This window comes from Aurantivibrio plasticivorans, from assembly GCF_055392955.1.
In genome coordinates, this window is record NZ_AP036020.1 from 1,836,133 (window position 1) to 1,856,170 (window position 20,038).

Sequence of the window (20,038 nt, forward strand, 5' to 3'; positions counted from 1 at the left end):
AATTCGATCAAGCAGGTACATCTTTGAATGAACGCTGAAATTTCTGAAATATTATCGTTGCTACGGCGTGAAATCTGGGATAAGAGACGCGTATTTGCAGCACTGTATTTGATTACTAGTCTCGCTTTTTTAGGTGTGGGCTGGTTTTGGCCAAAATCTTACACCTCTTCAAGCGCTATTCTTGTTGATCAATTTAATATCCTGCGCCCGCTAATGGAGGGGACGGCAGTAACCACTGACGTGGTTGATCGAGCTCGAATCGCCCGACAAATTATCTCCAGTAGAGGCGCGATGGAAGAAGCATTGGTAACGTCAGGGTGGGTAACTGAAAACTCTACTGAGTTAGAGAAAGAAAAGGCAATTGTTGCTGTAGGCAAAATGGTCGAGGTCAGAAATGCTGGACGAAACTTATTAAGTATTGCGGTAAAAAATGCTGACCCTGAGGTTGCTTACAAAACGGCTAGTGCGATAACCGATGTTTTCATCGAGCATAGTATTTCAGCAAAGCAGAAAGAAAGTCAGGACGCCTACGATTTTATTAACGGTCAGGTCGAAGAGTACCAAGAAAAATTACAGGTTGCTGAACAAGCCCTAAAAGATTTTCACACTGCGAATGTAGATGCGCGCCCAGGCTCACAAGATGAAGTCAATGGCCGAATCATGGAACTCCGTCGGCGAATGGAGGCAACGCAGTTGGAAGTCCGGGAGCTGAAAATCCGTAAAGAAACTCTTCAGAAGCAACTTTCTGGTGAGGCTGCTATTACTGAAAATTTAACTCGTGAAGGACAATACCGAGAAAGACTTGCGGCGCTTGAAGAGCAACTAAGCACTCTGAGACTGAGCTATTTAGACACATACCCTGATATCGTTAGAATCAAAACTCAGATCGCAACTATTGAGACGGCGCTGCTTAAAGAACAAGAGTCAAATGCCGGTTTAAGTGTGGCTGATAAAGAACGGGGTATTTCTCAAGCTGCTACAACCAGTCTGCTATATCAAGAGTTAAGAAGCCAGGCGTCGGCCGCGGAAACGCAATTAGCGTCGTTAACTGCTCGGCTTGAGGAAACCAAGCAGCTATTAGCCGTAGAAGAAGAACGAATAATCCGAATTAACGATGTAGAGGCAAAATTAGCTCAATTGACGCGGGATTATCAAGTAAACCAGGAGCTGTATCAGTCATTGCTGCGCCAACGTGAAAATGCTCGCATTTCGATGAATATAGACAAAGAAAATCAAGGTATGACTTTCAAAGTTCAAGAGCACGCTGCGCTGCCTTTGACGCCGGAAGGTATCCGATTTGCACATTTTCTCGCTGCAGGCGCGATTTTGAGTTTTATGCTCCCATTGTGTTTGATTTATGGCGTTACCTTGATAGATCAGAAAGTTCGTTCTGAAAAATTGATTACAGAAGGAATGGGGCTGCCAGTTTTAGCGTCCGTTTATCACGTCAACACTCCAACTGAATACACACTAAATACATTTAAAAAATCGATAATACTTTTTGTGATTTTATTAAGCTGGGCTCTGTATGGGTACGCTGCATGGTTGAGGATAGCGGGTTAAGTTATGAGTAAACTAGAATCTGCTTTTTCTAAAGCGTTAAGAGAGCATGCGCAGAAGGAATCGGGTGGCGTAGACCAGCATGCAGCCGCAGATAATTTGGCCGCTAGTGATAGTCAGCCCGTTTCCGAAGAAACGTCAAAAGCCGTTTCTAAAGCACGCATGAAAGATATCGTTTCGGCAAAATCGCAAATTAAAAACATGTCTCACCGCTTGTTGCTTTCTGAAGAAGAGATGGCCGCAAAGCGGCTCATTTATCCTCGTATGAAAGATAAAGAGCTTCTCAATATCTACCGAAATTTGCGAACAAAATTGCTTGCATCGTCAGCGTCCAGTAATTTTACGACGTTAGTTACATCGGTTGTATCAGGCGGAGGAAGCAGTTTAGTCTCCGCTAATTTGGCAGCGACGTTTGCTTTTGATGAAGGAAAAACGTCATTGCTGATAGAGGGGAATGTCCATACGCCGTCATTAGCGGGTTTGTTTGAACTGGATAATGAAAAGCCCGGTTTGATGGATTGTCTAGAAAGCGAAGAGCTCCATGTTGCTGACATTCTCTATGAAACGGGTGTGCCGCGTCTAAGGTTTATGCCAAGTGGAAGGTCGCAAGAAAACTCAGCCGAATATTTTACATCTGAAAAAATGAAAAGTGTTATCGGCGAGGTGGTTGAGCGGTATCCAGAGCGATACCCGATTATAGACGCTCCTAGTATTAATGAATCTGCAGACGCGCGCATATTGTTGGAGTTGTGTGACAGAGTAATTTTAGTTATCCCATACGGGCTATGCACTACTGATCAGATTAAGGCTGCTGCTCAAATTATTGGCAAGCAAAAGCTGGCAGGTGTGGTTTTAAATCAATTCTGATTTGGTTGGTGAAGGACTAATGATAAAGGGCTTTTCGGTTGTTGTTGTCGCTATCTTGACACTGGTTTTCCCGTTGGATTCTAAAGCTCAGAGTTATGGGTATAGCTTTTTTTCAAGCGTTGGCTATTCGGATAACCTGGCCCAGCTTCCCGTGTTGGGAGGAGGGCAAGAAACTGAAAGCGGTACGGTCACTACTGCTGGCGTCGAGTTTAATTTTCAGTCAGACCCTAATGTAGAGTTCGTTACATCGATTGATGGGGCTTATGCTCGAAATTGGTATTCGCTAGATGAGCTTACCTCTGATGATCAGCGAACACTGAATCTAAGTGGTGTGTACCAACCTGATGATACTAACTTTAGATTAGGGGTTTTCGATTCATATCTTCAGGTGGCGCTGGACCGGGAGTCTGCCCAGACAGTTAATAACCTCAGGGATATCAACGTATTTAGTGTTGTGCCTAGCTACTTCATTCTTATATCACCTGTGTCTCGAATCAACACAGAGTACAGATTTTCCAGTATTCGAGATAAAGAGGGTGTGACGTCGAGGGACTTCGATATTTTCACTTTGGGCTATGAGAGACAAGTCAATTCATACCTGTCGCTTCTGGTCAATGCTAGAAAACAAAATACTGAGCTTTCAGATACAGATCAGGAGTTTAAGCAAGAAGAGGGTTTTGTAGGCATCTCTGGGCGCGGAGGCATTACTAATTTTGTGCTTGAATATGGAAGGCAGAGGATTCTCAATGACGGAGGCGTAAATGATGCTTACCAGTCTTCTGCTCGCTTTTCACTCATTCGTCAAATTAATTCCTTTAGCTCATTGACTGCTGGATATAGCCAGGGCTTTGGGGATGCACTAACAGTTGATCTTGATAATACATTAGTTAATGTATCGGCGAATGATCAGGCCGGTTTTTCAGATGGCATTGTTGTCGAAAAGGCACTCAATTTTCGATACACCTATGTGAAGCGAAATTTACTATTGGATGTAAATGTCGGTGCGCGAACTATCAAAAGTGATGAAGACGTTCAGGGTAATCAAGGCCTGTTTGACGAAGAACGGACATTCTTTAATTTTTCACTCTCTGACCGTTTTTCGAATACCGGTGGTGTGTCAGCGTTCGGTTATCAGGTGCGCTATTTCTATAGCGAGGATGAGTTTAATCTTACGGATCAGACCCAGGATACTGGGTCGCTAGCGCTTAGGCTCACCTATTTTGCTTCCTTAAATTTTGAAACTTATATCGAGTTGAATTCGCGAGATGCTTCAGGCGAAGCGGCGAACAACAATTTTGACGAAAGGGGTGGAAGAATTGGTTTTGTGTATACCCCATTAATTCGTAACTAGGGAATTGCCATGTATTTGGAGCATTTTGGTTTTGAAGTCGAACCCTTCGAGATCGCGCCTAACTCAGAGTTTTTGTACCTAAGTCGTGGTCATAAAAAGGCGTTCACGTATCTTAATTATGCGTTGTGGAACAAGGATACATTTACTCTACTTACTGGAGATATCGGTTCAGGTAAAACAATATTGCTCCAGCATTTACTTAAGACTATGCCAGCGAGTGCTGAAGTTGTTACGCTTTACCAGACACAGTTATCTCCGTATGAGCTTCTTTATGTCATTGCCGAGCAATTGGGGTTGGTTTCGGGAGAGCAGGTCCCTAAACCCAAGCTATTTCAGTTAATTAATGACTACATCCTGGACTCTCAAAAAAATGTTGTTTTGGTGATTGATGAGGCTCAGCGCTTTTCACGCGAAACTTTAGAAGAATTAAGGCTTTTGGCAGGTATTGACCTGCTTAAGTCCAAGACCAATATCAATATAATCTTATGTGGCCAGCCAGAGCTAAAACAGATTGTAGAAAGTGGTACGCTGGAACAGTTGAATCAGCGGATAAAACTGCGCTTTCATCTGACACCATTAGATTACAATGAAACTAAAGAGTATGTTTCATTTAGGGTTAAAAAAGCGGGCCAAAAACTAGAGATTTTCACTCAAGATGCGGTCAAGAAAATTTACGAATTAACGAATGGGTTACCTAGACTCATCAATGTTCTGGCAGACACCGCGCTAACTTGCGGGTATGCAGATGGTTTCTACGCGATCTCATCCAAGCAGGTTTCTGAAGCTGAAACCGAATTGGGTTGGGATACGCAACCCCCTAGGCTTTCGAGAGAGGAAGCAAGGAAGGGCAACAACAATATTGTTGAGTTGCAGCGGTCACCCCAAGAATCAGCTGTTAGGAATGATCAACTAGAAAGCACGCTAGGTGCAATTGAAAAACACTTGGCAGATATAGCAAATAGTTTAAGAGAAATGAGTTCGAGAGAGGATGTCGGCTCTCCTGGAAAAGAAGTAAATAGATAGTCAGTGATTTAATAGTCAATGTTCTATAGGAGTAGATCAGATGACAAGAGGAAAGGATAAAGCGATGATTCGGCCTTTCGAGGCAGAGCTGAATTTCGCTTCTCGCTTGCTAGATATGGCCATAATTGGTTTTAGTTTTTGGCTCGCGTGTTACATTCAATCCGAAGTGTGGCGCAATGAATATACGGTGGGTGCGGTAATTGCGGGCATCGTATTTTACTTAACAGCTCAAATTTCTGGTCTATACCGTGCAGCACCTAGCGGAAAGATGTTTACACTCGTTCAAAGAGTCGCGCTTGCCTGGGGCGCCGCTTTTCTTGTTGTAGTTCTTTACGCCTTTGCCTCCAAAACATCAGAAGAGCACTCGCGTAGGGTGATGATGACTTGGGCGGTTATTTCACCAGTCGTCCTTTCAATCTGGCGTGTAATTGCCGAAGCTTTATCTCAAGAAGCGCATAGCCGAGGGTATAATGTAAGAACGACAGCGATTGTTGGAGCTTCTGCTTTAGGTGCGCAGTTGGCGCAAAGTATCAAAAACTCACCCTGGATGGGGTTAGAGTTGGTAGGTTTTTATGATGATCGGATGTTGGACCGGCTCGATCCAAACAGTATTCGATTGGGCGGATTAAAAGGTAATCTTAGTGCGCTTGTAGAGGCAGCGCGAAATAACGAAGTGGACCATGTATATATCGCGCTTCCACCGCGAGCAGAACCACGAATTGCAGAACTTGTCAGTCGTCTCTCAGATACTACAGCATCCGTCCACTTAGCGTACGATTTTGGCGGGTTCGATCTGTTGCGTGCGCAATGGTCCAACATTGGCGATATTCCCGTTATGAGTGTCGTTGATAATCCTTTTTATGGCGTAGACGGAATATTAAAACGAGTTGAAGATATTTGTATTGGCTCTGTTATTTTAGCGATGATTGCCATTCCGATGTCTATTATTGCAATTGGCGTAAAGTTAAGTTCTCCAGGCCCAGTGTTTTTTAAACAGCGCCGATATGGTCTTAATGGCGAAGTCGTGAAGGTGCTAAAGTTTCGCACAATGACGGTTTGCGAAGATGGTGACAATGTTGTTCAGGCGACTAAAGGTGATCAACGTATTACCAAATTCGGTGGTTTTTTACGCCGCACCTCGCTGGATGAGTTGCCGCAATTTTTGCAGGTTGTGGGTGGAACCATGTCAATTGTCGGTCCGAGACCCCATGCCGTTGCTCATAATGAAGCCTACCGGTCTCAGATTAAAGGATACATGCTGCGTCATAAAGTGAAACCAGGTATTACAGGATGGGCGCAGGTTAACGGCTGGCGAGGCGAAACAGATACGCTTGAGAAAATGGAAAAGCGTGTTGAATACGATTTGGATTACATTCGTGGATGGCACCTCGGTTTTGATTTGAGAATTATCTTTCTTACCATTAGGCAAGTTGTTATGGGGCATAGCAACGCGTACTAGAACCTTATAAGTTATACATTAAGCCCAGTATCACACTGGGCTTTTGGGGCGCTTGTTCTAAACCTCCGCATTCGACTAGACCTCCACCTATTTTGAACATTTTACTGCTTGAGCTTAGATAATGAGAATTAACCTATTCGGTATTCCTATAGACAACTATTCAATGTCCCAGGCTGTTGAGCGTGTTTCCTCTGCTATTCAATCGAGAGATCAGCTTCATGTCGGTGTTGTTAATGCCGCGAAAGTGGTCAACATGCATAGAAACCCTGAACTTGCTCAAGACGTACTTTCCTCTGATATGGTTCTCGCTGATGGGGCTTCTGTTGTATGGGCTAGTAAGTTGTTAGGCTCGCCCCTTACAGAGCGTGTCGCAGGAATTGATTTAATGCTGGAGATTCTTGAAAAAGGAAATTTGTTAGGTTGGAGGGTTTATTTCCTTGGCGCAACTGAAGAAATTTCAGAAAAGGTAGAACGTTTTGTAAAAGAAAACTACCCACATGTAGTTATTGCAGGGAGAAGAAACGGTTATTTTACAGCTGAAGAAGAAGAGAGTATTGCTGATTCAATCGGTGAGTCAAAAGCCGATGTTTTATTTGTCGCGATAACTTCCCCCAAAAAAGAAAAGTTTATGGCCGACTGGGCCAAAATTATGAACGTCCCGGTCGTGCATGGTGTTGGCGGTTCTTTCGATGTTGTTGCAGGTAAAGTAAAACGCGCGCCAGTTTTATGGCAAAAACTCGGTCTTGAATGGATGTATCGACTGTTGCAAGAGCCGGGTAGACTATGGCGTCGATACTTGGTAACCAACTCATTATTTTGCTGGTACCTGTTGATTGCAATCGTTAAACGATTGTTGCCCACCTCAAGTGCTCAATCAAAGGAAAGTTGATGAAAACTTTCCTATTGAAGCTATTATCAAGAGTTATATTGTCAATTAGTTATCTTCTACCTATTGTTGTTCGTTTCGTGATGAGACCATTTGCGAATAATAGGTGGGATCGACAAAGTTGCATCGTCGTAATAGGTACTTTTCACAACCCTAATTGGTTCCATGCGCATGTGGCTCCTCTTGCAAAGGCTCAAATTGGTGAAGTGGTTTTAGTTACGGATGATGTCGTTGATAGCTTGGACAACTTAGTTTATGCCTGTCCTCCTAAATGGTTATCAAAAGTTATATCAAGAGCGGGTGCCAAATTTGTTTGGTCGGTCTACGTAGGGTATAAATATCGTCCTGATTTATTTATGGCATATCATATTTATCCCACAGCCCCTATAGCGGTATTTTGCGGCGCGTTATTTAACCGTCCGGTATGTTATCAAGCGACTTCTGGCTCCAATGAAATAGAGGGCGGTGGTTGGAAAGCTGATAATCGAATATTAAATGCGTTGTCCCAACCTAGCCATTTTGTTGAGCGTTTGGCCGAGAGGCTGGTAAAGCACATTGATCTAATCGTGGTGAGGGGAGAGGGTGCGAAACAGTATTTTCTTGAGAAAGCTAAACCTACTGGCCAGATTATTATACAAACAGGCAGCGTGATTGTTCCCAGCGATAGAGCAAGCTATCAGGAACGGTCTTGCGATATTATTTATGTTGGGCAACTGATCGAAAGGAAAAGGCCTCAGTGGATTGTCGATATTGCACGTCACCTCGTTACGCAATGTCCCAAATTGTCGATCAATATTGTTGGCGACGGCGAGATGCGTCAGGAGCTTGAAGCCCTTAGCGCAGAATATAAGTTGACCGAGAATTTGCATTTTCTCGGGCAGCGGAAAGATGTTGAAAGCCTGTTGGCAAATGCAAAGGTGTTTTTACTCACTTCCCGGTGGGAGGGCGTGTCAATAGCAATGTTGGAGGCGCTGGGTTCAGGTACGGTTCCAGTAGTGTCTAACGTGGGTGATTTAAAGTCAGCGATTAAGCAAGGTAAAACGGGATATTTACTAGATGGAGAAGCAATAGAATTTGTTGAGCCTATTGCTAAATTGTTGTCTGATATCGAGCACTGGAATAGTTTGTCCTCGGCTGGCTACGACTGGGCAGCGCAAAATGTGGCTCGAGATGTTGTGGCGGGGAAATGGTTCAGAAATCTGAACCGAGTTATAGAACAAAAATCCGGAAGTTCTTACCCGGGTGGCAAGGAGGCCAGTGGGGGATGAAGAAAGCAATTTTGTCTCGTATGTTTCAGTGGTTGGGCATTAATTGGTTGGCTCGCTACTTGACACGGAACAAATTGGTAATCTTCATGTTGCATGGAGTTGCGGCACCTACAATTCACGACAAATGGCAGCCAACTTGGCAAAGAACCTCGCCTGAACAGTTGGAGCTTATTGTCAAAGCCTATCAAAAGCATTTTACCTTTATTTCTTTGGAGCATGCGGTGGCGATGCTACAAGGCGAGGTTCAGTGGGTTAAAAATGCTGCAGTTCTTACTTTTGATGATGGCTATAAGAACAATTTAACTAAAGCGTTACCCGTACTAGAAAACCTTCAAGTCCCAATGATCGTTTACCCAACGCTTTCAGCGGTGGAACAAAGAAAACCATATTGGATTGATCGGTTAGACTTTGCTCTTCAGCAGCTCGATAAGAGCTGCGTAGAATTACCCTGTGGGGCGGATTCAAAGACGATTAATCTTAGAAGTCGTAAAGAATTATCTTTTAGCTATCAAGCATACCGTTTAGCATTGAAGGGTGCCTACCAAAACGATTATCAAATGCTTGCCGACTTAGATAAAAACTGCTCGATGCTTGAGAGTGAAAGTGGAGCGTCACTAGAGCAAGTGCTAGATGGTGATGTATGGAGTGACTTGCTTCAGAAGGATGATCTACAGGTGCAGAACCCTTTATTAGATTTCGGCAGCCATACTGTTTCACATATACGAGTCACTCATGTTTGTACCAGCGAGCTAATTAAAGAGCTGGCGCAGTCAAAAGAAACTCTAGGAAAGTACATGGGACGGGAGTGTAAACATTTCTGCTATCCCAATGGAGATGCTTCTCGAAATACCGCTAGCCTTGTGCAGCAATGTGGATACAACTCCGCTGTCACGACTCAACAAGGGCTGAATAAACTTGGAGATAATCTATTTTTACTCAGACGCCTGCCGTTTCCTCATCATGCCAAAAACCCACTAGAAGCTTTATTCCATCTGTCCACGAAATTACTAAGATTTAGATCTAATTAACTTGACCATATTATGACGACCGAAAAACCCTCTATATGTTTTATCGCCCACAATGCATACGGTGTACTTGCGTCAAAGGATACCGGCCATGCTGGCGGGATCGAGGTGCAAGTTCCACTCATGGCGAATTGGTTCGCTGAAAAAGGTTATCGCGTAAGTATGATTTGCTGGAGTGATTACTTTTCAGGTGACCACGATGTAGGAGGAGTCAAGGCGATTGGGATGTGCAAAAAAAATGAGGGGATTCCAGTGTTTAGATTTATCCATCCCCGCTGGACAAGTTTTGTAGGTGCTTTAAATAGAGCCGACGCCGATATTTATTATTATAACTGTGGCGATTTGGGGTTAGGGCAGCTGACGCTTTGGGCAAAACGCAACAACAAAAAAGTAATGTATTCGATTGCAAGTGACGAAGATTGCACGAAAGAACTCCGGGGTTTGCCACAGATCAGGGAAAAAATGTTGTATAAGCTCGGCGTGAAGATGACGCAGGATATAGTGTGTCAAACCGATCGTCAAAAACAGCTTTTATTACAGAACTACAACAAAAAAGCGACAACGATAAGAATGCCAAGCCAAGGTTTTCAGTCGACTTCTAATATAGAAAAAACAACAAGCTCTGACAGGCCTATGGTTTTGTGGGTTGGGCGTATTAACCCTGAGAAGCGTTTGGAGTGGTTGCTTTCCGTTGCTGAAAAAATGCCGCATGTGGATTTTAAAATTGTCGGGGCAGCGAATACAGATACTGAATATGCAAGGTCATGCGTAGAGCGGGCGCGTGCAATATCAAATGTAGAATTGTGTGGACGTGTTGCGCATGAAGATATGGGTAAATTCTACCATTCTGCCGATGTACTATGTTCGACGTCAGTTTATGAAGGTTTTCCGAATGTTTTTTTAGAGGCTTGGAGTGTTGGTGTGCCCTTGGTGACCACATTTGATCCAGATGGTGTGGTTGAAAAGCATAGGTTAGGTGAAATAGCTGACTCTGTAGAGTCGTTATACTCAAAGCTTACCAGTGCTCTAGTTCCGCAGAATCGTGCAAAATATTCAAATAATGCATCAGATTATTTTAATAACTTTCACCACGTGGACAAAACAATTTCGCAATTTGAAAAGCTAATGTTAAAGATGGTAAGTGATAAAAATTACCAGGAGGAGATGAGCAATGTCTAAGCCGGATTTCTTGGGTATTGGTGCCGCTCGTTCTGGGACAACCTGGCTCTCAGCGCAACTTCAGCAACATCCTAATGTCTGGATGCCGCGAAGGAAGGAACTTCATTATTTTACTAGAGATCCGAGTTATCTATCTTCGAGCTACTTGAAGGAGGGTGGCTGGATAAATCGATTATTTTCGTTTGATCCAGACTTTAAAAAGTTTCGCTACAATCTTATCAAAGCCATGGGGAGGAATATTGTTTCCCCTAATTCTCAACAGCTATCATGGGATCTGAAGTATTATTTTCGTAAACCAGGCAATATGTGGTACAAGAGTCTTTTCGATGTGCCAGGAGAAAAGGTAACCGGTGAGATTACTCCCGCTTATGGCCTGCTTAACGACCAAGGTGTTAAAGAGGTTGTTGAACTGTTGCCTGATATTAAAGTGTTTTTTATCTTGAGGGACCCAATCGAGCGAGCATGGTCCACTATTCGATATCATGAGAAACGTTACGGCAAAAAGCTAACGGATATGTCAACGCAAGATATTAAGGATTATTTGTCATACGCAGCAATCACTGAAAGATCAAATTATGAAATGGTTATAGAGCGATGGGAAAAGATATTACCCGATAATCAATTTCTTGTTCTTTGGTATGATCAAATTGTAGAAGAGCCAAATACTATTCGAAAGTCGCTTTTTGACTTCGTGGGAATCTCGACTGAATTGCTCAGTGACATCACTGAGAACAAGCAGGTCAATGCCTCGCTTGACAAAACTATGCCTTCAGAAATAAGAGAATACTTGGTTGGCGAATACAAAGCGTCAATTGAGTCTTTAGCGCGGAGGTACCCCAATAGTTACCCAGAGCGTTGGTTGTCGCAACAGGCTGAATGTATCAACTCATGAGCTTCAGAGTGGCCCTATCATTTTTAGTTAAAAAAGATAGGGCCATCTACCAGATTCGAGTTATAGCTTGATCTCGAAAAACTAATTAGCCCAAATGCCACGTGTATCGATGACGATTTTCTCAGTCATCTTGTTAGCGGAAATAAATTTGAATGGCTTGTGATCTACTAATACAAGCATGATGTCTGCTTTAGTCAATGCGACGTCCATGCTAGTAAGATCAACATTTTTGCCTTCCAACTTTTTGGGTAATGTGTGGATATTCGGTTCAACCGCTAAAACTGTGCCGGGATGCATATCAGCGAGCTCTAAGGTGATATCTAATGCAGGGCTCTCGCGTAGGTCGTCGATATCTGCCTTAAACGCTAAGCCAAAGCACGCTAAGTTCAAACTGGCAGCTGTTCTGTCAGGGTTTTTACTTAAAAATTCAGCAATAGCAATTTTGACTTTGTCGAGAACCCACTTTGGTTTTCCATCATTAACATCTCGTGCAGATTTTATAAGTCGAGCTTCATCTGGTGATTGGCTAATAATAAACCACGGGTCTACAGCGATGCAGTGGCCGCCCACACCGGGCCCTGGTTGTAAAATGTTCACGCGGGGATGTCGATTGGCTAGCTGAATGAGTTCCCATACATTGATGTTTTGTTTGTCACATATGATGGAAAGTTCGTTCGCGAATGCAATGTTGACATCACGAAACGCATTTTCCGTGAGCTTACACATTTCTGCTGTGCGAGCATTGGTTAGAATGCATTCTCCATCGACAAAAATATGGTAGAGCTCTGCGGCAAGTTTAGAGCAAGCAGGGGTCATGCCGCCAATGATGCGATCGTTTTGTACCAGTTCTCGCATCACACGCCCGGGAAGTACGCGTTCCGGGCAGTGAGCCACGCGAATATCAGACAGTTCGCCTTTTTGATGAGGGAAAGTTAAGTCTGTTCGTGCTTCGGCAAGCCAGATCGCTGTTTGTTCCGTTGCTCCGACGGGAGATGTTGACTCTAAAATAACTAAGTCGCCTTTTTTCAATACAGGAGCAATTGATTCACAAGCTTTTTGTATGTAGCTTAAGTCGGGTTGATGGTTTTCTTTAAATGGCGTAGGGACGGCGATTAAGTAAGCATCAGCTGCTTGTGGAGTCGTCGTCGCCGTTAAATAACCTTGCGAAACGGCGGCGTTGACCACTATATCTAATTCTGGTTCAACAATATGAATGTCGCCGGCATTGATGGTGTCGACAGCCATTTGATTTACGTCCACACCGATTACTTTTTTACGGCGTGCTGCGATTGCTGCTGCTGTGGGTAGCCCGATATAACCAAGTCCAATGACCGAGATACTTTCAAATGCCACGATAGTTACTCCATATTTAATTAAATTCGAATAAGTTGAATCAGTTTACTTGGCGATTGCTTTTAGTGCTTCAAGAATGCGCGGGCAGGCTTGTCCGTCACCATAGGGGTTGTGCGCCTTGCTCATGGTTTTGTAAGCAACTGGGTCTGTTAGCAAAGTATTCACTTCTTGTGTAATTTTTTCCACATCCGTCCCCACGAGTTTAACTGTTCCTGCTTCGACAGCCTCTGGTCGTTCGGTTGTTTCTCGCATAACCAGAACGGGCTTACCGAGAGACGGCGCTTCTTCTTGAATTCCTCCCGAATCGGTCAGAATAATGGTTGCACGATCCATTAAGTAGACAAAAGGAAGATAATCTTGAGGTGCAATAAGGTGGACGTTGGGTAATCCTTTGAGTAAACGGTTGACCGGTTCTTGCACATTGGGGTTGAGGTGTACTGGGTACAAAATTTCAGCATCTTGGTGGGTTTCTGCAATGGTTTTTAATGCAGAACAAATCCTTTCGAAGCCGCCGCCAAAACTTTCCCGACGGTGCCCAGTGACCAAAATTAGCTTTTTGTCTTCATCTAAGAAAGGGTAGTTTGAAGCTAGTTGTTGGCGTTGATGCTCATCATTATGAATACTTGCTTGAACCCATTTAAGCGCATCGATGACGGTGTTACCAGTAACGACTATATGGTCTTCGTTTACACTCTCAGCTAACAGGTTTGCTTGAGATTTAGCCGTTGGGGCGAAATGTATACGCGTAATTGCGCCAGTAAGCTTGCGGTTTGCTTCTTCGGGCCAGGGGGAATAAATATTGCCGGTTCTTAAGCCTGCTTCAACATGCCCAACTGCAATTTGTTCGTAGTAGCAGGCTAACGCAGTTGAAAATGTCGTCGAAGTGTCACCATGGACTAGTACAATGTCGGGCCGGAATTCTTGGAGAACAGCGCTCATTTTCTGGAGAATGTTGCCTGTTATTTCACCAAGTGTTTGTCCTGGTTTCATTATATCTAGGTCATAGTCAGGTGTGATCTGAAACAAGCTCAACACTTGATCAAGCATTTGTCTATGCTGGGCTGTAACACAAACGCGAGCATCAAAAAAATCGTCTGATGCAAGCTGGTTTACGAGCGGGGCCATCTTAATGGCTTCTGGGCGGGTTCCAAAAACGGTGAGTACTTTCATAACTACGATTATTCCTTTATACAAGCACCATATTGTAGAGGAACGACTACTTAGATGCTATGTCATGAAGTTGGAGATCGAATTAATTCATTAAACAGAAGTTCTACCATATTTTTGCTACAATGCGCGCCGGTTTCTGATGCCGGGTGTGCTTTGTCTGACGAGTTAACCTGTTTCCTCCGGTCGCGCCCAGGGGCACCTCAAGAGCTAGAACTTTACCCGGGCTAACCTCTTGGCTAGGGTATCGCTCACCGAGAGCAAGGAAGCACAGCCTGAAACTAGGGATAGCATATCGTTTGTTACCTATTGTCATTTTAATATTGGATATTTTAAGTGCTCAGCGATGAGGCTCGAGCGGAAGGGTTTGCTATGGGATCTATAGGTTGGTATGTCAATCGTCTGCGCAGTATGTCTCCAGCAGAAGTTGTTTGGCGAGTATCAAGTCTCACGAAAGCTGTAATAGAGGCGGGCAGGGTCCAGTTGGGAGTATTGCCTGCGATAAAGCTTCGTCAGGGTGCCACAGTTGATTCGTTTATCCCGTCTATAAAGCTGGTAGATTATGACCCCCTACAAGAAGATGCAGGCTCATCCTACCAAGACGACTGGAAAACCAGTTTGCTAGACCGAGCAAATAGCATTTCTGAGGGAAAGCTTTCATTTTTTGATCTTAAAAACGCAGATTTTGGCCAGCCTATCAATTGGCATTTGGACCACTCAGCAGGCCGTGTCGCGCCTGTTCGGCATTGTCTGTTCGTTGATTATAGGGATTTCGAGACGAATGGTGATTGTAAGATGGTTTGGGAGCCAAACCGTCACCATCATCTTGTTGTTCTGGCTCGAGCTTGGCGAGTGAGTGGTAATCGGCGTTATCTCACCGCTATCCAAGAACAGCTTGAGTCTTGGTTTGATCAGAACCCCATCGGTAAAGGCATGAATTGGAAAAGCCCTCTCGAACTTGGGGTTCGACTCATTAATTGGGTTTGGGTTTACGATCTCTGTGATGCGACTAAAAACTTTAGCGTTGAGTTCAGATCACGGTGGCTTAACTCAATTTTTTACCATATACGTGATGTTGCCTCAAAGTTCTCAGAAGGTTCGTCGGCAAATAACCATTTAGTTGGAGAAGCCGCTGGCGTATACATCGCCGCGTCATACTTTACATTGTTCGCAGAAAGTGATGCTTGGCGTAATCGTGCCTTTGATATTCTCGAGCGAGAAATTACAGCTCAAACCTATCCAGATGGTTGTACGCGAGAGCATGCACTTGGTTATCAATTCTTCGTTATTCAATTCTATCTATTTTCTTCAATCGTTGCGGACAAAGTTGGCCATCCATTTTCTTCTGGTTATCACGCAACTCTAAAAAGTCTCATCAATTTTGTAGCACTGATAGCGAGAGGAGGAGATCAGCTTCCACTTTTCGGTGATGCTGATGATGGGTATGTTTTGGATCTTGGTGATTCACAACATTCAGTCTCGGCATTAATGGCTTGGGCTGCACAGTATTACAAAGATGAACAATGGCCACTCGTGCCGTCGCAGCAACATGAATCGAGCCTTTGGTTATTTGGAGCTCATCCAAGAGCAGGTAGTGTTATTTCCAGTCGTTTGGAGTCAATTGCTTTTAATGAGAGTGGCTACTACCTACTACAAAGCGGTGATCGTCAATTGGGTAATGGTGCTAGCGTACTGGTCGACTGCGCTGATTTGGGCTATCAGAGCATTGCGGCGCATGGCCACGCGGATGCTTTGAGCTTTACGCTCAGGCTAAATGGTACTGATGTCTTTGTTGATCCAGGAACTTATGACTACTTTAGCTATCCAGATTGGCGCCATTACTTTCGTAAAACGAAAGCACACAATGCCGTGGAAATCGACGGTCTAGATCAATCTACAATTCTCGGACCATTTATGTGGGGTGATCATGCGCAGGCGGAGTGCGAAGTGTGGAACGTTGACAACAACTGCACCCAATTTGTAGGAAGTCATACCGGGTATCATCGCCTAGCCGATCCCGTCACTCATAAGCGCAGCATAGTACTAGCTAGTCATGACAACCTGCTTTCCATTACAGATGAGTTTAGCGCGGAAGCATCTCACCAGGTTCGGTCCTATTTTCATTTGTCGGAGTATTGTGAGGACGTTGTGGTCAACCAGCATTCTGTTTCGTTTTCTATTCCAGGGGGTGCTGTTGTTATGGAGTTTGGTGAGCATGTCTCAGCGAGTTGTTTTCATGGAGACGAAAGTAGGCTTGGCTGGCTCAGCCGTGGGTATCACAAGCGTATTCCTATCCATACAATAATGTTGGCCACAAGTATTCAAGGAAATGCATCCAATAATGTTCGTATCAGCTGGAAATGGGCCAGCACGTAGCGGGAGAAGAAGGAAGTCTATGCAACATTCGCACGATTTATTTAAAAACAGCTACATGCTTAGTCTCGACTACGAGCTGTTTTTTGGATCCCAGACTGGTACAAACGAGAAAAGTCTTTTTGAACCGATTTCACATCTGCTTGATGAGGTGAGTGAGGCGGGGTGTCGGTTGGTGCTTTTTGTTGATGCTGGTTATCTAGAAGCTTTGCAAAGAGAAGGGGTTTCCTATCCACAGTTATTGCAACAATATGACCAAATATCCGAGCATTTAATCAGTCTGAGCAGTGCTGGGCATGATATTCAGTTACACATTCATCCTCACTGGGAAGATACTCATTACAACGGTAATACTTGGAGTGTGGATGTAAATCGATACCGTCTGCATGCGTTCAACCCTCGCCAGAGGCTGGATATTGTAGCCCGATATAAGGCTCAACTTCAGAGAGTAGCCAAAAACAATATTTTTGCCTACCGGGCAGGGGGATGGTGTATGCAGCCATTTTCTGAGATATCAGACGCTTTGATTCAGAATGGAGTATGGCTAGATAGTACCGTTTATTACGGAGGCTATTCTGATGACCCGCTCAGATGGTTCGATTATAGAGAAACGCCTGTTAATCCATATTGGAGTTTTTCTGACGATCCAAATAAAATCGATACCTCCGGCAAGTTTATAGAGCTACCAATCTCAAGCCAAATGCTCTCCCCATTATTTTTCTGGAAACTCGCTTTTTCTAAAAAATTTAAGCGAGCGGAGAATAAGCCGTTTGGTGACGGAAATGTCATGCAGGCGAATTCTGGCTATTACCTCTCGAAACTATTTACAAAAACGTATTCACCGGTGTCTATTGATGGGCTTAAATCTGGTCAAGTGCCATCAGCGTACAAGAAGCACCAAATGAGAAGAGACGATGCGGTATTTAACATAATGGGTCATCCAAAGTCTTTGACGCCGTACTCCGTGCGTGCATTCGGAAATTTTTTGAGGAGCAATGAACATTTAGTATGTCGTGTGCTGTCAGATTTTGAAGAATTAAAACCATTCTAATCGAAATATAAGGCACAACGTCTTGGTGAATCTCAACGCTACAGCTTTCGGTGGAGAAATGCGAAAAGAAAAGTCTAAATTACTATACATTTTGTCGCCAAGTTATTCTGGCTCAACGTTGTTGACAATGTTGCTTGCTCAGCATGCTGAGATTGCCACTATCGGCGAGCTTAAAGCAACATCTCGAGGAGACCTTGATAATTACTTATGCTCTTGTGGGGCGGCGATGAAAAGCTGCTCATTTTGGCGAGAAATAGAGTCGCGAGCTGGTCGTGATGATATTGCATTCACAGTCGAAGATTTTGGGACGCATTTTAAAGCGCCCGATCGATGGTGGGGAAGGATATTGAGTGCGCAACTTAGGGGAAGGGTCTTCGAGAGCTTGCGTGCACTCCTAATTAAAGTTATTCCCGGTTTGCATCGCGAATGGATGAAAATTCTAGAGAGAAATCGATATCTTATCGATCAAGTACTTCAATTACAGTCTTCAAATATATTTTTGGATGGTTCTAAAGACCCGAATAGGCTTTTGTACTTTGTTCAGTCGGGGCATTGGGATGTGTACGTTATCTATATGATTCGTGACGGGAGAGCTCAAGCTCACTCGACGCGCCGTAAGGAGCGACACGGGATGACTTACGCACAAGCTTCGAAAGACTGGCGCTATACCGTTCAACAGATGAATGAGGTAGTTAAATACCTCCCTGGAGATCGCCTTCATAAACTCAGGTACGAGGACCTATGTGGCGACCCTAATGCGATAATGAATGATATCTGGGCGTGGATGGGGGTTAATCCTCTTGATCAAGACTGGACAGATGTCGATCTCAAACAAAGTGAACATCATATACTTGGCAATAATATGCGAACTAAAGAGCGGATAGCCATTCGGTATGATGATTCTTGGCAAACAGAAATTGAAGCACATGAATTTGATACCTTCGAGAAAATAGCGGGATTCGAAAATAAAAGCTTCGGCTACAACAAACAGCAATAGATAGTGGGTATTAAATAATTTATGGGTGATGTTACTGGGCGCAAGCAGTTAACGAGAAATGTTGTAGTTGCTTGGGGAATGCAGTTGTTTGTGCTTGTGGTTGGGTTTCTCGTACCTAGGAAAATAAACGATAGCCTCGGGGCTGACTTGCTTGGTATTTGGGATCTCGGCTGGGCAACAGTTAATTATCTTTCCGTTATGAATCTGGGTGTAGGCACCGCAGTGATGCGTTACGGCTCGAAATATCGAGCGCAAGGAGACATCGAATCATTTTCGAAAGTTTATACCGCGTCTACAGTATGGCAGTTAGCCGTTTCAGTTTTAACTGGGCTGGTAGCGACTATCTTTGCTTTTACGGTTCATTTATGGATCGAAATACCTTCAACTATATCGTTAATTCATGCTGAGCTTGCGTTGTTGATGCTTGGATTAAGCTTGTCGGTAAATGTACTGTCAAATTCTGCCGCTGGCGTACTGGCCGCCCATCATCGATGGGATGTTACTCAATCAATCAATGCTATTAATGCTACTGCTCAGGGTATCGCGGTTCTTGGGGTATTAATCCTTGGCGGAGGGCTTGTGTGGATGGCGGCCTCGGTGCTTACAATTGCTACATGTACCACTGCAACGCGGTTTATATTCGCTACCATTCTAGTCAAAGATGTACATATTGCAGCGAAATATTGGGATGCGAAGGTGGCGTTTTCAATGCTATCGTTTGGTTCAAAGACCGTTGTCGGGTTAATTCCTCAGATCATACTATTCCAGTCTACGGCTATGTTGTTAACGGCTTTTGCCGGACCTGCCGCTTTAGCGATGTATAACAGAGGTGTTGCTCTAGTAAGGCAAGTAAGTTCAGCGGTGAAGCGAGTAGCGATAATGTTTTTGCCTATATCGGGCAGTTTGGTAGGCTTGGACAGAAAGGAAGAAGCTGTAGATTTAATTGTTCAATCCGGCCGTTATGGAGCAGCCGTCACAATACCGTTAGCGGTTATGTTCATTTGTTTTGGAGATCTCATCCTGCTGCTATGGATGGGCGAGGGATACGACAACCAATTAATGATTAGTCTTTTGGCGATTGGGATGTGCCTCGCCTCATCTATGTCTCCCGTTTACAGTGTTCTTGCGGGATTAAATGCACATGGAAAAATATCGATATATAACTTTTTTCTTAGTGTTGTTGCGCTAGTTGTTGTTGCTACGGTGATTAGCATTTATTTTACTTGGAATATGAATTCAGCAGCAGCATTGGTTGCTATCTGTTGGCCTATTGGCAATGGAATTGTTATCCCGCTATATGTCCAACACCGTTTTAATATTAGTGTATTCACCTTTGCCAGTAAGACGCTGATAATCGCGCTACTCTGCAGTACTCCGGCGATAGTCTTATTTCCAGTGGGACGCTACTTTTATGTGTGTAATGGCTCGTTTTTATTGCTTGTCTCAAGTGTCGTTTTAGCAGGGTTAATTCAGGCGGTATTTTATTATAAGTGGATCCTGTCTGATTTTGGCCGTGAACAAGCTCGTAAAATATTTTTTTCGCTGCTCAAAAAGTCCGGTTTGAATAAGGTGCGCAGGAGCTAAATT

16 protein-coding genes are annotated in these 20,038 nt (G+C 43.9%); 14 read left to right on the forward strand and 2 right to left on the reverse strand.

What is annotated here, in order from left to right:
* The first annotated feature begins 27 nt into the window (after window positions 1-27).
* From ACZ5NB_RS08135 to ACZ5NB_RS08180, 10 genes are all read left to right on the forward strand, one after another.
* The gene (locus ACZ5NB_RS08135; RefSeq protein ID WP_460232626.1) at window positions 28-1,563 is read left to right on the forward strand and encodes an XrtA system polysaccharide chain length determinant; all 1,536 of its coding nucleotides are present in this window, start codon (window positions 28-30) and stop codon (window positions 1,561-1,563) included.
* Between the two features lie 3 nt (window positions 1,564-1,566).
* On the forward strand, window positions 1,567-2,427 hold the full coding sequence (locus ACZ5NB_RS08140) for a CpsD/CapB family tyrosine-protein kinase (protein WP_460232628.1): 861 nt from the start codon (window positions 1,567-1,569) through the stop codon (window positions 2,425-2,427).
* Between the two features lie 19 nt (window positions 2,428-2,446).
* The gene (locus tag ACZ5NB_RS08145) at window positions 2,447-3,778 is read left to right on the forward strand and encodes a hypothetical protein (protein ID WP_460232629.1); all 1,332 of its coding nucleotides are present in this window, start codon (window positions 2,447-2,449) and stop codon (window positions 3,776-3,778) included.
* Window positions 3,779-3,793: 15 nt separating this feature from the next.
* Window positions 3,794-4,801 (forward strand): ExeA family protein, encoded by a 1,008-nt coding sequence (locus tag ACZ5NB_RS08150; protein WP_460232631.1) that lies wholly within the window; start codon window positions 3,794-3,796, stop codon window positions 4,799-4,801.
* A gap of 40 nt (window positions 4,802-4,841) precedes the next feature.
* Complete coding sequence (locus ACZ5NB_RS08155; RefSeq protein WP_460232633.1) at window positions 4,842-6,260, forward strand: undecaprenyl-phosphate glucose phosphotransferase; 1,419 nt, start codon at window positions 4,842-4,844, stop codon at window positions 6,258-6,260.
* A 121-nt stretch (window positions 6,261-6,381) separates the two neighbouring features.
* Window positions 6,382-7,149 carry a WecB/TagA/CpsF family glycosyltransferase gene (locus ACZ5NB_RS08160; protein ID WP_460232634.1) on the forward strand — a complete coding sequence of 256 codons (768 nt, stop codon included), beginning with the start codon at window positions 6,382-6,384 and terminating at the stop codon, window positions 7,147-7,149.
* On the forward strand, window positions 7,149-8,414 hold the full coding sequence (locus tag ACZ5NB_RS08165; protein WP_464107903.1) for a glycosyltransferase: 1,266 nt from the start codon (window positions 7,149-7,151) through the stop codon (window positions 8,412-8,414). The genes ACZ5NB_RS08160 and ACZ5NB_RS08165 overlap by 1 nt, the downstream gene beginning before the upstream one ends.
* Window positions 8,411-9,442 (forward strand): polysaccharide deacetylase family protein, encoded by a 1,032-nt coding sequence (locus ACZ5NB_RS08170; protein WP_460232637.1) that lies wholly within the window; start codon window positions 8,411-8,413, stop codon window positions 9,440-9,442. Before ACZ5NB_RS08165 ends, ACZ5NB_RS08170 begins: the two co-directional genes overlap by 4 nt.
* Window positions 9,443-9,454: 12 nt before the next feature.
* Complete coding sequence (locus tag ACZ5NB_RS08175) at window positions 9,455-10,618, forward strand: glycosyltransferase family 4 protein (protein ID WP_460232639.1); 1,164 nt, start codon at window positions 9,455-9,457, stop codon at window positions 10,616-10,618.
* On the forward strand, window positions 10,611-11,510 hold the full coding sequence (locus ACZ5NB_RS08180; RefSeq protein ID WP_460232641.1) for a sulfotransferase family protein: 900 nt from the start codon (window positions 10,611-10,613) through the stop codon (window positions 11,508-11,510). Before ACZ5NB_RS08175 ends, ACZ5NB_RS08180 begins: the two co-directional genes overlap by 8 nt.
* 81 nt (window positions 11,511-11,591) lie before the next feature.
* Here the strand turns inward: ACZ5NB_RS08180 and wecC are convergent, their stop codons facing one another.
* Window positions 11,592-12,863 (reverse strand): UDP-N-acetyl-D-mannosamine dehydrogenase, encoded by a 1,272-nt coding sequence (gene wecC, locus ACZ5NB_RS08185; RefSeq protein WP_460232643.1) that lies wholly within the window; start codon window positions 12,861-12,863, stop codon window positions 11,592-11,594.
* Between the two features lie 45 nt (window positions 12,864-12,908).
* Entirely contained in the window at window positions 12,909-14,033 is a 1,125-nt protein-coding gene (gene wecB, locus ACZ5NB_RS08190) for a non-hydrolyzing UDP-N-acetylglucosamine 2-epimerase (protein WP_460232645.1), read from the reverse strand.
* 333 nt (window positions 14,034-14,366) lie between these two features.
* Here wecB and ACZ5NB_RS08195 point away from each other — a divergent pair, with 333 nt between their 5' ends.
* The 4 genes from ACZ5NB_RS08195 to ACZ5NB_RS08210 are packed head-to-tail and all read left to right on the forward strand — an operon-like array spanning window position 14,367 to window position 20,035.
* Window positions 14,367-16,406 carry a heparinase II/III family protein gene (locus ACZ5NB_RS08195; protein ID WP_460232646.1) on the forward strand — a complete coding sequence of 680 codons (2,040 nt, stop codon included), beginning with the start codon at window positions 14,367-14,369 and terminating at the stop codon, window positions 16,404-16,406.
* 19 nt (window positions 16,407-16,425) lie between these two features.
* A complete protein-coding gene (locus tag ACZ5NB_RS08200; protein WP_464107904.1) occupies window positions 16,426-17,454 on the forward strand; it encodes a polysaccharide deacetylase family protein in 1,029 nt (342 codons plus the stop codon).
* Window positions 17,455-17,512: 58 nt separating this feature from the next.
* Complete coding sequence (locus tag ACZ5NB_RS08205) at window positions 17,513-18,451, forward strand: sulfotransferase (RefSeq protein WP_460232649.1); 939 nt, start codon at window positions 17,513-17,515, stop codon at window positions 18,449-18,451.
* A gap of 21 nt (window positions 18,452-18,472) precedes the next feature.
* A complete protein-coding gene (locus ACZ5NB_RS08210) occupies window positions 18,473-20,035 on the forward strand; it encodes an MATE family efflux transporter (RefSeq protein WP_460232650.1) in 1,563 nt (520 codons plus the stop codon).
* Window positions 20,036-20,038 lie beyond the last annotated feature (3 nt).

Coding starts and splice junctions, on each gene's coding strand:
- ACZ5NB_RS08135 (WP_460232626.1), top strand. CDS start 28: ATGAACGCTGAAATTTCTGAAATATTATCGTTGCTACGGCGTGAAATC.
- ACZ5NB_RS08140 (WP_460232628.1), top strand. CDS start 1,567: ATGAGTAAACTAGAATCTGCTTTTTCTAAAGCGTTAAGAGAGCATGCG.
- ACZ5NB_RS08145 (WP_460232629.1), top strand. CDS start 2,447: ATGATAAAGGGCTTTTCGGTTGTTGTTGTCGCTATCTTGACACTGGTT.
- ACZ5NB_RS08155 (WP_460232633.1), top strand. CDS start 4,842: ATGACAAGAGGAAAGGATAAAGCGATGATTCGGCCTTTCGAGGCAGAG.
- ACZ5NB_RS08160 (WP_460232634.1), top strand. CDS start 6,382: ATGAGAATTAACCTATTCGGTATTCCTATAGACAACTATTCAATGTCC.
- ACZ5NB_RS08165 (WP_464107903.1), top strand. CDS start 7,149: ATGAAAACTTTCCTATTGAAGCTATTATCAAGAGTTATATTGTCAATT.
- ACZ5NB_RS08170 (WP_460232637.1), top strand. CDS start 8,411: ATGAAGAAAGCAATTTTGTCTCGTATGTTTCAGTGGTTGGGCATTAAT.
- ACZ5NB_RS08175 (WP_460232639.1), top strand. CDS start 9,455: ATGACGACCGAAAAACCCTCTATATGTTTTATCGCCCACAATGCATAC.
- ACZ5NB_RS08180 (WP_460232641.1), top strand. CDS start 10,611: ATGTCTAAGCCGGATTTCTTGGGTATTGGTGCCGCTCGTTCTGGGACA.
- wecB (WP_460232645.1), bottom strand. CDS start 14,033: ATGAAAGTACTCACCGTTTTTGGAACCCGCCCAGAAGCCATTAAGATG.
- ACZ5NB_RS08200 (WP_464107904.1), top strand. CDS start 16,426: ATGCAACATTCGCACGATTTATTTAAAAACAGCTACATGCTTAGTCTC.
- ACZ5NB_RS08205 (WP_460232649.1), top strand. CDS start 17,513: ATGCGAAAAGAAAAGTCTAAATTACTATACATTTTGTCGCCAAGTTAT.
- ACZ5NB_RS08210 (WP_460232650.1), top strand. CDS start 18,473: ATGGGTGATGTTACTGGGCGCAAGCAGTTAACGAGAAATGTTGTAGTT.